The following is a 13737-nucleotide window of genomic DNA, read 5'->3' on the forward strand; positions in this document are numbered from 1 at the left end:
ATTAACTGTAAAATAAACAAAATGAAAAATAAAGTAACTGTATTGGCATTATCAGCCGGATTATTATTGGGTAGCTGTGAAGCAATTCAAAACACAAATCATACCCAAAGAGGAGCAGCAGTAGGAGCAACTTCTGGAGCTGTAATTGGAGGTGTTTTAGGCAACAATGTCGGCAAAGGAGATAATGCAGTTTTAGGTGCAATTGCTGGAGCTGTAATTGGAGGTGTTGCAGGAGGTTTGATTGGAAACCGAATGGATAAACAAGCAGAAAAAATTGAAAATACTTTACCAGGAGCAGAAGTTGTCAGGACTGCTGAAGGTATTCAAGTAATCTTAGACGAACAATCAGATGTTCGTTTTGAATACGACAAATCGGATTTAACGGCTCAAGCGAAAGCTAATTTGGACAAATTAATCCCAGTATTCAATGAATATCCAGATACGGATATCTTAGTTGTTGGATTTACCGATAGCAAAGGTTCTGATGCTTACAACCAAGGATTGTCTGAAAGAAGAGCGAGTTCTGTTGTCGCGTATTTAAAAGCGAAAGGAATCAATTCTTCCCGTTTAAAATCTATTGGTCAAGGGGAAACCAATCCAAGAGGTGATAACAATACCGAAGCAGGTAGAGCGCAAAATCGTCGTGTAGAATTTGGTATTACCGCAAATGACAAAATGATTGAAGACGCTAAAAACGAAGCAGGTCAATAAATTGAATCATGTTTATAATTTAAAAAGGCGATCCTATTGATCGCCTTTTTTATACTAAAAATTTTAATTAATTGTATTTCAATAGTTAAACAATCAAATTATTTCTAATTTACTTATGTTCCTTAGCTGAAAATTAGCTCATTCTAAAATGAACTAATCCGTTTTGGGTTTCAGCTCTATTTTGATTTAAAATGAAGTTTTCCAAAGTACTTGCAGAATTTCGGGCAAAAAAATACACCTTCAAAAAGAAGATGTATAAGTGGAGAAGATGGTCCCGATTATTCGGGAGAACCCAAGACCTTCCCAATCAAATATTCAATGTATTTTCGACTTTTATTGGATTTTATTTCCCTTTCTCTTGATAAAGATTTCTTCCTACTTGAAAATTCCTCTTGGTAAACCAATTTCCAATCTTTCGATGATTTTGTATAAGGACTACGGGAATTCAAATGATCTTCCATGCGCTTAGTTAAATCTTGGGTTTGACCCACATAGTATTTATCTAAACTTTTTGAATATAGGATGTATACATAAAAATCGGGGACATTGTGGAGAAGATGGTCCCGATTATTCGGGAGAACCCACGACCTTCCCGAAGCAAGTTCGGGACGCTCTAGCCCTTCCCAATCAAATATTCCATGTATTTTCGACTTTCATTGGATTTTATTTCCCTTTCTCTTGATAAAGATTTCTTCCTACTTGAAAATTCCTCTTGGTAAACCAATTTCCAATCTTTCGATGATTTTGTATAAGGACTACGGGAATTCAAATGATCTTCCATGCGCTTAGTTAAATCTTGGGTTTGACCCACATAGTATTTATCTAAACTTTTTGAATATAGGATGTATACGTAAAAATCGGGGACATTGTGGAGAAGATGGGAGCACAATGATAGAAAACAAATAAACTTACTTCAAATTAAAAACCTAATTTATTGCTGATTTATAGGCTTTTATAGTATTATTGTTTACTACTTCATTTTAATAGTTTGATTTAAATTGATTTTTTGTGTGCATTTCTTTAGATAATTGCACACGGTTTTGTATTTTTGTGTAGTTCAATATCAAATTACACAAAATGGCTACTGTTACATTTTCTTACCGTTCAAAAAAAGATACTACATTTTTAGAAGCAAGATTATCTTATCGTATAACAGGCAACCCCAACCCGATAAGTTTTTACACCCGTTCAAAAATAGAAGTTTCAAAAGATTTTTGGAGCGACTATGCCAAAAACACAAAGTTTAAAGATGTGGATAAAATCAATCTTAAAAAAGAGATTGACGACCACACCCACGATTTAAAGAATTACATTCTTGATGAATTTGACAAAACCGATTTAAGTCAAATAAACAAAGATTGGTTTAAAAACATTGTGCATCTCTATTACAACCCACCTCAACCCGAACCCGAAATAAAGGACACCAAACCCACCAATCTAATTGAGTACATTGATTTTTATCTTGATTATAGGAAGCACGAAATAAGACCAACGTCAATAAAGAAATACAACGTTATCAAACATAAGTTGGAGCGTATGCAGTCCGACCGCAAAAAACTGATTTTAATAGCAGATATAGACGAAAGTTTTAAAAATGAATTTGTAGAATACCAAAAAAATAACGGTTACTCACAAAACACCATCCAAAGAGAATTGGGTATTATAAAAACCTTTTGCAAACACGCCCGATATTTAGGACTTGAAACAAGCCCACAGCTGGACGGATTAAGGCTGGATAAAGCAAAAGCCGAAAAAATTTATCTGACTTTTGAGGAACTGGAGGCAATAGAAAATCAAATCTTTGAAAACGACTACTTAGACAATGCCCGTGATTGGTTAATCATTTCGTGTTATACAGGGCAAAGGGTTTCAGACTTTTTGAGGTTTAAAAAGGATATGATACGCATAGAAAATGGTAAAAGCCTTTTGGAGTTCACGCAAAAGAAAACAGGCAAGGTTATGACTGTACCTCTTCATCGAAAGGTTTTGCAGATACTGGAAAAGAGAAACGGAGAATTTCCACGTCAAATAAGCGACCAACGATATAATGAGTACATAAAAGAAGTATGCCAACTTGCAGGACTTGACCAACCAACGCAAGGCGGTAAACAGGAAACCACCGAACACGGTATAAGGAAAGTATCGGGCAAATATCCAAAATGGGAGCTTGTAACCTCACACATTGGCAGACGTTCGTTTGCTACTAATTTTTATGGAAGAATTCCAACCACTTATTTGATTTACATAACTGGACACAGTAGCGAAGCGATGTTCTTAAACTACATAGGTAAGAGCAACAAAGATTTGGCAATGGAAATAAGTAACTATTTTTAAAATTAAGAGCAAATGAATAATTATTATAACGAACTTTCACAGTTAAGTATTTTAGAGCAGGAAATTAACCGATTTGCAACCTCTTTACAAAACAAAAAGGCAGGTTGCTTTATTCATAGATTTGAAGAGTTGTTGAATGTGTTGCCAAATGAATTTCGTAACCAAGTCAATTTCAGAAATAAAATACAGGACTACATTAAAAAATCTAATTACGAAAAAGATGTAAAAGATTATGTTTTACAAGTGTTTTTATCTTTTTTTGAACCTATTGAAATTAAAGTACCAAACTCATTAAAAAATGTAGTTGAAGAGAATGAAAGCTATAATAAAGCTATGATTGAGGGGTATTTGAATTTTGAGAAAGCAATGATAGAACACCACAAAGAAATATCTTATACCTCTCCACCCGAAACCGATAAGCCCGATGAGGTTACAAAAGAATTGCATAACCATATCTTTAAAGGCAATGCGTTTGAAGTGTTTGAAAAGTATCATAACAATAAATCGTTAGCAGAAAATAGCAGAACGGATTTAAACCTATTATTTCAATTATTTAAAAATGATAATCTTTTTGTTGAAACCGTTGAGCTAAAGCATTACATACAATGGTTAAATAAAACTTACGGTTATGGATTAACGGAATTAAAAAAAGTTGATATAAATTCAAGACCAAACATACAAAGAACAAACGATTACAAAGAGTATAAAAGAACGACCTTAAAATAACCTTGAAATAGGTCAAACTATACCGCACCACAGGTCAAACCCCGTCCAACCTTTGCGATGTAATTAAAAAACATTGCAAAAATGACAAATTCAATTTTACTTCAAAATGTAAGCCCCGAAGCATTAGCTGACATAATCAAAGAGGGCGTTAAAAGTCAATTAGAGGACTTTAAAAAGAACTTACAAACTCACAACCCAGATGAGTTGTTGACCCGTGAAGAAACTTGTAAATTTCTTCAAATCGACAGTTCCACCCTTTGGCATTGGACAAACAAAGGAAAGGTTACCGCTTACGGAATTGGAAACCGCAGGTATTACAAAAAAGCGGAATTACTGGATTGTTTAAAACCCTTAAAAAAATAGAGCGATGAGTACGGGAAATACACAACGCTCAAATATTCTTTTTGCAGGGAATAAGAGCAAAGGTAAGCATTTTCAAGCGCAAATGAAAAGGGTATTTGTAGCCCTTTACAGACAGCCTAAAACTATGTTAATGGTTTCTATTGAAACAGGCATTTTGAGGGCTAATATTTGCCGTTACGTTGCTGAATGGGAAAAAGAAAACCTTATTTGTATAGTACGGAAAGGCATTTGCCCAATTTCAAAACACCGTGCAGGGTTTTACACCACCAACCCCGATTTGTTCCCTATTGTTGAACCTTCAAATACTAAAGGCAATGAGTAGAGCAATACCGACAAACATTTGGGACAATGAGGATTTGAACCCAATTACAGCGGACGTAATACAAAACCACGTTGAGGAACTAAAAAGCAAAAGCGAAGCAACCCCACACGCTGAAATATTAAACCAACTTATTGAACAGTTTGAGCCGTTGGATTTTGAAGTATTGGCGTTCCCACAGGCTGAAAAGTTACGGGAACAACTGAGAAAAGGAGAACCCGGAAGCGAACAGGCAAAGGATATACAAAAGCAGTTGGATAAACTGAAATTAAACCTTAAACATTATTTGGTTTTATCAATTGAAAACGCCTTACAGTTTGCTGAAAAAAACCGTTGGGGCTTGTGTAAAAACCACGATTTTATTTACCTGTACAACGGTACGTTTTGGGCTGAAATTGACAAAGAAACATTCCAAAAGTTTTTAGGCGAAGCAGCCGAACAAATGGGCGTTGCTAAGTTTTCAGCAAGGTTTTACCAATTTAGGGAACAGCTATTTAAACAGTTCCTTGCAACGGCATATTTACCCACACCCGAAAGCAATAAAGATACGGTACTGATTAACCTACAAAACGGAACATTTGAAATAAGCCCACAGGGTACGAATTTAAAACCGTTTGACCGTTCGGACTTCATTACCTACCAATTACCATTTGAATACAACCCACAGGCAAAAGCACCATTATTTGAAGCGTATTTAAACAAGGTATTGCCCGACCCTGAACGCCAAAGGGTATTGGCTGAATATTTAGGCTTTGTATTCATTAAGCACGGGAGCAATGCACTAAAAGAGGAAAAAGCCTTAATACTGTACGGTACTGGAGCAAATGGGAAAAGCGTATTTTTTGAAGTAGTAAACGCCTTATTGGGAACTGATAATGTAAGCAGTTATTCATTACAGAGCCTTACAAATGATAACGGGTATTTTCGAGCGAAGTTGGCTAATAAGTTGGTAAACTATGCAAGTGAAATAAACGGCAATTTGGAAGCCTCAATATTCAAACAATTGGTTTCAGGCGAACCCGTTGAAGCCCGTTTACCTTATGGGCAACCATTCATTTTGAAACAGTACGCAAAACTAATTTTCAATTGTAATGAATTACCCAAAGACGTTGAACATACAAACGCCTATTTCAGACGGTTTTTAATTATTCCTTTTGATGTTACCATACCACCACACGAACAGGATAAAAACCTACATACAAAGATTATTGAAAAGGAACTTTCAGGCGTATTCAATTGGGTATTGCAAGGGCTTAACAGATTACTGGAGCAAAAGAAGTTTTCAGATTGTGAAGCAGCCCAACAAGCCGTTGAACAATACAAAATTGAAAGTAACAGCGTACAGATGTTTTTGAATGAAAACGAATACAAAGGAAGCCCGACAAATTACAGATTGATTAAAGACCTGTACCCGGAATATAGAGCCTTTTGTATTGATGACGGAATGACACCTTTCAAAAAGACCAATTTCATAAAACAGTTACGGGCTTTGAGTTTGGTTGTAGATAGGGTTTCACAAAACCAATTAGCGGCATTTATTGAAGCACCGGGACTAAGTTTTTAACGCAAATAAAAAGGTTTTTTCAATGAGTAACTTTAGTAACTTTAGTAACCAACCCCACCGATACAGTTTAGAAAAAGGCAGTAAAAAACACCATTGCCCCGACTGTAATAAAAAGACGTTTGTACTGTACATTGATACAGAAACAGGCGACTATTTACCCGAACAGTACGGACGTTGCGACCGTGAAAGTAAATGTTCGTACCACCTCAACCCATATTTGGACGGGTACGCAAAAGCAATTTGGGAGCAGGAACAAAAAGTTACTGGAGTTACTAAAGTTACTGTTCTAAAACAAAAATATTTTCGCACTCAATCCAAACCACAGCCCACACCTGAACCCGTATTTTTTGACTTTGATACATTCAAACAAACATTACAGCCCGAACGCTATGAAAAGAACACGTTTATACAGAACCTATTTTACAGGGTGCAATTTCCCTTTGAAGTTGATGAGGTCACAAAGGTTATTCAGTTGTACCGATTGGGTACGGTTGCAAATGGTTACAGAGCAGGGGCAAATACTTTTCCTTTTATTGATACAAAGGGCAATGTAAGAGCCGTTCAGGTAAAACAATTTGACGAACAAAACCACACCACAGGCACGGACTTTTTACACTCAATAATTGAAAAACACCACACCCGAAACAATAAGCCGTTGCCTGAATGGCTGGAAGCCTACATAAAACAAGACAAGCGTATAACGTGCCTATTTGGGGAGCACCTTTTGAGCAAATACCCAAACAATCCCGTTGCATTGGTAGAAGCACCAAAAACAGCCGTTTACGGTACGTTGTATTTTGGTTTGCCTGAAACACCTGAAAGCCTTATTTGGTTAGCGGTTTACAATAAAAGCAGTTTTTCATTTGACAAGCTGAAAGCATTACAAGGGCGTTTTGTTTATGTATTTCCCGACCTTTCAAAAGACGGAAACACGTTCAAAGAATGGGAAACTAAAGCCAAAGAATATGAAAGCCGTTTGCCGGGAACACGTTTTATATTTTCAGACTTACTGGAGCGGAAAGCAACACCCCAACAAAGGGAACAAGGGGCGGACATTGCAGACGTGTTAATTTTAAGAGATTGGCGAGATTTTAGGAAACAACCTATTCAGAAACAACCACCACAGCTCGAACCTGAAAAAGTTACTAAAGTTACTAAAGTTACCCACCAACAAAACATTATTTTTTCACACGTTGAACCATTGCCAAAAGTTGAGGTATTCCAACCTAAACCAATAAGAGAAAAGCCTGAAAGTTGGAGCAATGATATTGCAGAACTTGAAAGCTACTTTGCGGGTATTGAGCTACCAACCCAACCCGTAAAGCTGAACAGGTGCAGCACAATAACGGATTGTTCACTATTCATTGAAAGCCACTTTGCCGCCGTGAAAGCGAACAACGGCAAACGAACATTTTTACCGCACCTGAACCGATTGCAGGAATTAAAACAAACATTAACCATAAATTCAAATTGATTAAGAGTGGAAAACCTAATTAAAATAGCACCCCGATTAAACAAATTAACGGTCATCAAGTTAGCAGAGTATTTCCGACTATGCGAACGAGGGTTTGTATTTTCGAAAGAAGAATTTTGGGAGTTTATCGGAGCAGAGGAATGCCGAGAAATAGGCAGGGAGATATTTTTAGAAAAGCATAAAAATTAATTAATTATAAATTTTATTAAAATGAGTACAAAAAAAGTATTGGTATTTGAAAACAAGGTTAAAATTCAGAATCTTGAAAAGGAAGTTTTGACAGCAACGGACAAACTAAACGAATTTACGGAATTGGTCGCAAAGATTATCAATCGGGATATGACCGATGATGAACTTCAAGAATTAAATCGGAGCGGAAAAAACTTTGCGTTAAACGAATTGAAGAAAGATTTTCCTTTCCCGAAAGCGGAGGACGAATTTAATTTAAACGCTATGGGTTTGATAGCTGAATTTAGGCAACTTGAGCGATTTGAAAAGACGCACGGCAAAGAATGGCGACAGTTTGAATTTAAAGCCAAGAACGGCAAATTTGAACCTGAAAAGATACAGCCTATCATTGAAGCAGAGCGGTTTTATGCCGACACCAAAGAAAAACAACAAATTTTAGCATTTGCACAGGAATTAGTTGAGGTTTGGGATAAAGCGAAAAGATTAAATTTAGACCCTATTTTTCGGGATTTTGTCGGAGCGTTTGAGCCACTAATTTACTCAATCAAACCGACTGGCGAGGATATTAAAATAATGATTGATGAGCGAGGCATTTCGTCCGTGTTTAGAAGAATGGATCTGGAAAAAAGAAAATTAACCCATTAAACAAATAGTAAAGAAATGGTAAGAAATAAAAACGGAACTGTAAAAAAGGGAACTGTCCTGAACCCGAAAGGACGCCCAAAGGGAACACCGAATAAAACGACAGCAGAACTAAAGGAATTAATCAAAACCTTTGTAGAAAGTGAAATTGAGGAGGCAGAAAACCTATTGATAGAATTAACGCCAAAGGAGCGTTTGGACATACTTTGTAAACTATTACCTTATGTATTGCCTAAGCAAACCGAGTTAATTAGCGATTCGGATAGAACCGTAACCATAAATTTTAAGGAATGATGAGTTTGAGAATTGAAAGTTTTGAAGATTTGATTGATTTTATCGAAACATACGATTTGCCTTTTGATAAATACATTGAGGTTGTAATTGCTTTTAATTATGGTGGAATGGTATTATGGCTTGATGATAAAGAACCAAAAAACAAAGAGAGGTTAATTGAAATTCTTAAATCGTATGAAGAAACCCACATTAAAAAAGGTTATCCATTGCCAATCTTTTTAAACCTAAACGAATGGCATAAAAATTATAGTATCAGCTAAATAACCGAGGTTTATTTGTGAATGAGAGGTTGCCACAGAGTTGGTAGCCTTTTTTAATTAGTAATTTCGGAAAGAATTTCGTAAATTTGAGGATTAACGACAAGTTACTGGTCGTTTGTCAATAGATGTATTCAGGGAGCGTTAATGCGTTCCCTTTTTTTTCGCAGATAATGAAAAAATAATTTTGTAACTTAGCATTATTGAACGTGTAGCACGTTTGATATTGAACAGAACAATGAGGGTATTTTTATATCCTCTTTGTTGTTTAAAAACACCTCCTGAAATTCTATGTGTGCATTTTGTGTGCATTTCTACAATAAGCAAAAACGCAAACACCTATCAATTAAGTATTTGCGTTTTATAATTGTGGAGAAGATGGGGCTCGAACCCACGACCTTTAGACTGCCAGTCTAACGCTCTAGCCAACTGAGCTACATCCCCAAAAATATTAAAATCAGTATAACCACTACCTTCCCGAAGCAAGTTCGGGACAGTCTAGCCAACTGAACTACATCCCCGAAAATCTTTACAATGTTAGGAATTATTTTTCCATTCTACAATTTTGTCAAGAATAACCTTTGCTAATTTTTCTTTGCTTTCGACCGTCCATCCCGCAATATGAGGCGCAAGAATCGCACGATCTGAATTAAGTAAATACTGAAAATCCTCTGGTAAATCTGCCAATTCCATGTTTTCAAAAGATGATGTCTCGTATTCATGCACATCCAAACAAACTCCTTTCAGTTTTCCAGACTTCATTGCATCTACCAAATCTTTGGTCACCACCGATTTTCCACGAGCTGTATTGATGAAATAAAAAGGTTTTTGAAACTTATTGATAAAATCGGAATGAATCATTCCCTTGGTTTCCGGTGTTTGAGGTGTATGTAAACTAAGAATATCAGCTTGTTGAAATAGTTCCTCCAAAGAAACTTGTCGAGCATTCTGATCGCCTTTATTGGGTAAAATATCATAACAAATCACTTCCACTCCAAATCCTTTTAATCTTTGAGCAAAAGCTTTTCCCATGTTTCCATATCCAATGATTCCGACCGTTTTACCCATCAATTCATCGCCACGGTTTTCTTCTCGTAACCAAATACCGTTTCGGACTTCACGATCAGCAATTCGTAAACGATGCATCAACATCAACAACATTCCTATTGCATGTTCGGCTACAGAATCTCGATTTCCTTCTGGAGCATTGAACAAAACGATTCCACGTTCAGCAGCATATTCTTCATCTATATTTTCCAATCCGGCACCAACACGTCCAATGAATTTTAATTTACTTGCTTTTCCTAAAAAGGATCGATCCATTGGAATACGACTTCTGATGATGATTCCGTCAAAATCTTGAATTTTTTGGAGAATTTCTTCTTTGGGAGAATGATAATCTTCCTCCACTAAAAATCCGGCGTCACGAAGTCCTTTGTTCAACAATTCGTGATTGGAATCCAATGCTAAAATTTTCATTTGTTTGAATTGAAAAACAAATTTACAGCTTATTGCTTTATCTTTGTACAATGACCATACAAGAGATTCAAAACGAAATAATCGAAGAATTTTCCTTTTTTGATAATTGGGAAGAACGTTACGAACATTTAATTGAATTAGGAAAAAGTTTAAAAACTTTGCCCGAAGAAAAGAAAACCGACGATAAGGTGATCAAAGGCTGTCAATCAACCGTTTGGCTTGATGCCGAAATGAAAGATGGGAAAATTGTTTTCGAAGCCGATAGCAATGCCATTTTACCCAAAGGTTTAGCGGCTTTATTGGTCAAAATGTACAATGACCAAAAACCAACAGATATCTTGGATTCCAATACGGATTTCATTGAAAAAATTGGTTTGCAAGAGTTTTTATCTCCCACAAGAGCCAATGGACTTTTATCCATGATCAAACAATTCAAATTTTACGCAATCGCTTTCCAAGCAAAGAATAACAACTAAAATTAAGTTTCGATGGAAGGATTTTCAATGTTTCAAGCCTTCATTTATTTGTTAGCAGCCATCATTTGTGTTCCAATTGCCAAACGTTCTGGTTTGGGTTCTGTATTGGGATATTTAATAGCTGGAGTTTTAATTGGTCCCTTTGTTTTAGGTCCTTATTTAGGGTTTGGTTCAGCCGATGAAGCTCAAGATATCATGCATGCTGCCGAGTTTGGTGTTGTCATGATGCTTTTCCTAGTTGGATTAGAATTAGACCCAAAGGAATTTTGGAAAATGCGTAAAAAAATTGCCGGAATTGGAGGAATCCAACTACTGGGAACAATTTTGCTCGTTGCTCCTATAAGTTTTCACTTTTTAGGATCCAATTTTGGAACTGCCATCGCTGTTGGTTCTGCCATTGCCATGTCATCAACAGCGATCATTTTACAAACTTTATCAGAAAAAGGCTTAACCAAAACACCAACAGGAGAAGCTAGTTTTTCTGTTTTGTTGTTTCAAGATATCATGGTCATTCCCTTATTGGCGATTTTACCTTTATTGGCTTTAAATACAACCATTTCAACTTCTCATGCACATGATACCTTATTGGATGGAGCGCCTGGATGGATGAAAACCTTGGCCATTTTGTCTGCGATTGGGATTATTTTCTTCGTCGGAAATTACATTGTCAATCCATTCTTCAAATACATTGCAAGATTACAAGTTCGGGAATTGTTCACATCCTTTGCTTTAATGCTGGTTATTGGTGTTTCGGTTTTGATGACCTATGTTGGATTAAGTCCAGCATTGGGAGCATTTATGGCAGGAGTTGTATTGGCGAATAGCGAATTCAAACATCAATTGGAAACCGATATTGAACCATTCAAAGCATTGTTATTAGGCTTATTTTTCATTGCGGTCGGTTCTACCATTAATTTTCGATTGATTGGAAATGAACCTTGGACAATTGTTTCCTTGACACTTGGAGTAATGGCAATAAAAGGAATCGTCTTGTTCATCGCGGGTTGGATTTTCAAATTAAAATTAAATCAAAACATCCTCTTTGTACTCTTGTTATCACAAATTGGAGAATTTGCCTTCGTGATTTTAAACCTTTCCAACAACCTTCAATTGATCCCGAGACATTGGCATGATTTGCTTCTCGCTACAACAGCGATTACTATGGCTATTACGCCGATTTTGTTGATGATCAATGAAAAATGGATTGTTCCAATCATGGGAATGAAAAAAGATAAAGCTGGTTTATTGGAAGATGATTTGGACTTTGATTTCGGTTCAGAAACAGATAAAAAAGTTTTGATAGCTGGCTATGGAGACTTTGGAAATACAGTAGGTCGAATTGTTAAATATTGTGGCTATAACATATCTGTTTTGGACAATGATAGCGAACGTGTTGATTTGTTACGAAAATTAGGGTACACGGTTTATTTTGGAGATGCCACCAATTTGAACACCTTAAAAGCAGCAGGAGCAGATTCGGCAGATATTTTAATCGCCGGAATTGATCCACCCGAAGTCAATGCACAATTGGTTCATTTAGTCAAAACAAATTTCCCTAAAATGAAAGTAATGATTCGTGCTCGAAATCGATTTGATGCCTACAAATACATCAATGAAGGGTACGAAAAAGTGTATCGAGAAACCTTTTATACAGCGATTCAAGTCGGTATTGAAACCTTAGAAGAATTGGGTATGAGCCATGATGACGCAGTGCGACAAGGCGAAATTTTCAAAGTGGCAGATCGTGTTTCCATGATGAAACTATCTCAACACAGCAATAATTTGGAAGAATACATCGAAGTTTCGAAAACCGAAATTGAAAATGTACGACTGAAAATTCGCGAAGGAATGAACATTGAAGAAGTATTAGAAGAAGGAATCAAAGAAATCAATGTACCCAAATGATTTCCTCTACACAACATAAAATTTTGGTCATGCGTTTTAGCGCATTTGGCGATGTTGCCATGACGCTTCCTGTATTAAGAGAAGTTTTGGAGCAAAATCCAAATGTGGAAATCTATTTTTTATCGCGAGATAAATTCCAGGATTTGGTGAAAGAAATTCCTCAAATCAAATTTCTATCAGCCGATTTGGAAGGGGAACACAAAGGAGTTTGGGGATTATTTAAATTGTATAAACAACTCAAATCGCACAACTTTACAGCTGTAGCTGATTTGCACAATGTCTTACGTACCAAAATTTTGAGAAGGTTTTTTGGATTTCAATCGATTCCTATGGCTTTTTTGGACAAAGGACGAATCGAACGAAAAGCCTTAATCCGTAAAGAAAACAAAATCAGAAAGCCTATCAAACCAATGGTTGAACGCTATGCAGATGTTTTCAGAGAATTGGGAATACAGGTGAAATTATCACATCAATTGCCAGAAAAATCAGAATTAGCTAAAAAATCAGTTGGAATCGCGCCGTTTGCAATGTATGAAGGCAAAATGTATCCGATTGATAAAATGCACTCAGTGGCTCTAAAATTGGCTGAAAATGGAACAAAAGTCTATTTGTTTGGAGCGAAAGCTGAAGCGAATGAATTAGAATCTTGGCAAAAACTTCATTCCAACATCGAATCTATTGCAGGAAAATTGAGTTTAGAAGAAGAATTGGATCTCATCCGAAATCTTTCCTTGATGATTTCCATGGATTCTGCCAATATGCATTTGGCTTCTTTGGTAGGGACAAAAGTTGTTTCACTTTGGGGAAATACACATCCTTTTATGGGCTTTTTGGGTTATGGACAATCCATGGACGATGTAATTCAAGATGAAATTTTTCAAGAAAGGCCAACGTCTGTTTTTGGAAAAGAATCTTCCAAAGTTGTGAAAGTCGATTTCTTCCAAAATATTTCGCCTGAAATGGTGGTAGAAAAAGTAAATTCCCTTCTTCAAAATTCCTAAATC

16 protein-coding genes and 1 tRNA gene are annotated in these 13737 nt (G+C 36.3%); 13 read left to right on the top strand and 4 right to left on the bottom strand.

The features are described from left to right. The first annotated feature begins 21 nt into the window (after positions 1–21). Positions 22–711: a YiaD family glycine zipper/OmpA-like lipoprotein gene (locus tag ABID46_RS01240; protein ID WP_354505998.1), complete on the top strand. Its 690-nt coding sequence runs from the start codon at positions 22–24 to the stop codon at positions 709–711. Between the two features lie 278 nt (positions 712–989). On the opposite strand, the gene ABID46_RS01245 is transcribed toward ABID46_RS01240, so the two are convergent. Together ABID46_RS01245 and ABID46_RS01250 are read right to left on the bottom strand one after the other, a co-directional pair. Then, complete coding sequence (locus tag ABID46_RS01245) at positions 990–1355, bottom strand: GIY-YIG nuclease family protein (protein WP_354506391.1); 366 nt, start codon at positions 1353–1355, stop codon at positions 990–992. Continuing rightward, on the bottom strand, positions 1325–1600 hold the full coding sequence (locus ABID46_RS01250) for a GIY-YIG nuclease family protein (protein WP_354506001.1): 276 nt from the start codon (positions 1598–1600) through the stop codon (positions 1325–1327). Before ABID46_RS01250 ends, ABID46_RS01245 begins: the two co-directional genes overlap by 31 nt. A gap of 188 nt (positions 1601–1788) precedes the next feature. Between ABID46_RS01250 and ABID46_RS01255 the strand changes: the two genes are divergently transcribed. The 9 genes from ABID46_RS01255 to ABID46_RS01295 all read left to right on the top strand — a co-directional run bounded on the left by ABID46_RS01255 (position 1789) and on the right by ABID46_RS01295 (position 8876). Continuing rightward, entirely contained in the window at positions 1789–3045 is a 1257-nt protein-coding gene (locus tag ABID46_RS01255; RefSeq protein ID WP_354506004.1) for a tyrosine-type recombinase/integrase, read from the top strand. Positions 3046–3057: 12 nt separating this feature from the next. Then, complete coding sequence (locus ABID46_RS01260) at positions 3058–3771, top strand: hypothetical protein (RefSeq protein WP_354506007.1); 714 nt, start codon at positions 3058–3060, stop codon at positions 3769–3771. Positions 3772–3852: 81 nt separating this feature from the next. Beyond that, on the top strand, positions 3853–4134 hold the full coding sequence (locus ABID46_RS01265) for a helix-turn-helix domain-containing protein (RefSeq protein WP_354506010.1): 282 nt from the start codon (positions 3853–3855) through the stop codon (positions 4132–4134). A 4-nt stretch (positions 4135–4138) separates the two neighbouring features. Then, positions 4139–4456 (top strand): hypothetical protein, encoded by a 318-nt coding sequence (locus tag ABID46_RS01270; RefSeq protein ID WP_354506013.1) that lies wholly within the window; start codon positions 4139–4141, stop codon positions 4454–4456. Further along, on the top strand, positions 4449–6017 hold the full coding sequence (locus ABID46_RS01275; RefSeq protein WP_354506016.1) for a phage/plasmid primase, P4 family: 1569 nt from the start codon (positions 4449–4451) through the stop codon (positions 6015–6017). The genes ABID46_RS01270 and ABID46_RS01275 overlap by 8 nt, the downstream gene beginning before the upstream one ends. Positions 6018–6039: 22 nt before the next feature. Beyond that, complete coding sequence (locus tag ABID46_RS01280; RefSeq protein WP_354506020.1) at positions 6040–7491, top strand: DUF6965 family protein; 1452 nt, start codon at positions 6040–6042, stop codon at positions 7489–7491. Positions 7492–7701: 210 nt separating this feature from the next. Beyond that, positions 7702–8325, top strand: coding sequence for a hypothetical protein (locus ABID46_RS01285; protein WP_354506023.1), 624 nt, complete (start codon positions 7702–7704; stop codon positions 8323–8325). 15 nt (positions 8326–8340) lie between these two features. Further along, a complete protein-coding gene (locus ABID46_RS01290) occupies positions 8341–8616 on the top strand; it encodes a hypothetical protein (RefSeq protein WP_354506026.1) in 276 nt (91 codons plus the stop codon). Further along, the gene (locus ABID46_RS01295) at positions 8613–8876 is read left to right on the top strand and encodes a hypothetical protein (protein ID WP_354506029.1); all 264 of its coding nucleotides are present in this window, start codon (positions 8613–8615) and stop codon (positions 8874–8876) included. Before ABID46_RS01290 ends, ABID46_RS01295 begins: the two co-directional genes overlap by 4 nt. Positions 8877–9243: 367 nt before the next feature. Here ABID46_RS01295 and ABID46_RS01300 read toward each other — a convergent pair. After that, positions 9244–9317 (bottom strand) — tRNA-Ala (locus tag ABID46_RS01300). Between the two features lie 93 nt (positions 9318–9410). Continuing rightward, positions 9411–10352 (bottom strand): 2-hydroxyacid dehydrogenase, encoded by a 942-nt coding sequence (locus tag ABID46_RS01305; RefSeq protein WP_354506032.1) that lies wholly within the window; start codon positions 10350–10352, stop codon positions 9411–9413. A gap of 50 nt (positions 10353–10402) precedes the next feature. Here ABID46_RS01305 and ABID46_RS01310 point away from each other — a divergent pair, with 50 nt between their 5' ends. The 3 genes from ABID46_RS01310 to ABID46_RS01320 are packed head-to-tail and all read left to right on the top strand — an operon-like array spanning position 10403 to position 13734. Then, positions 10403–10828 carry a SufE family protein gene (locus ABID46_RS01310; RefSeq protein ID WP_354506035.1) on the top strand — a complete coding sequence of 142 codons (426 nt, stop codon included), beginning with the start codon at positions 10403–10405 and terminating at the stop codon, positions 10826–10828. Positions 10829–10840: 12 nt separating this feature from the next. Continuing rightward, positions 10841–12733: a monovalent cation:proton antiporter-2 (CPA2) family protein gene (locus tag ABID46_RS01315; protein WP_354506038.1), complete on the top strand. Its 1893-nt coding sequence runs from the start codon at positions 10841–10843 to the stop codon at positions 12731–12733. Next, positions 12730–13734 carry a glycosyltransferase family 9 protein gene (locus tag ABID46_RS01320; protein ID WP_354506041.1) on the top strand — a complete coding sequence of 335 codons (1005 nt, stop codon included), beginning with the start codon at positions 12730–12732 and terminating at the stop codon, positions 13732–13734. Before ABID46_RS01315 ends, ABID46_RS01320 begins: the two co-directional genes overlap by 4 nt. Positions 13735–13737: the final 3 nt, after the last annotated feature.

It is taken from the genome of Moheibacter stercoris (genome assembly GCF_040545805.1).
Taxonomy (GTDB): Bacteria; Bacteroidota; Bacteroidia; order Flavobacteriales; family Weeksellaceae; genus Moheibacter; species Moheibacter stercoris.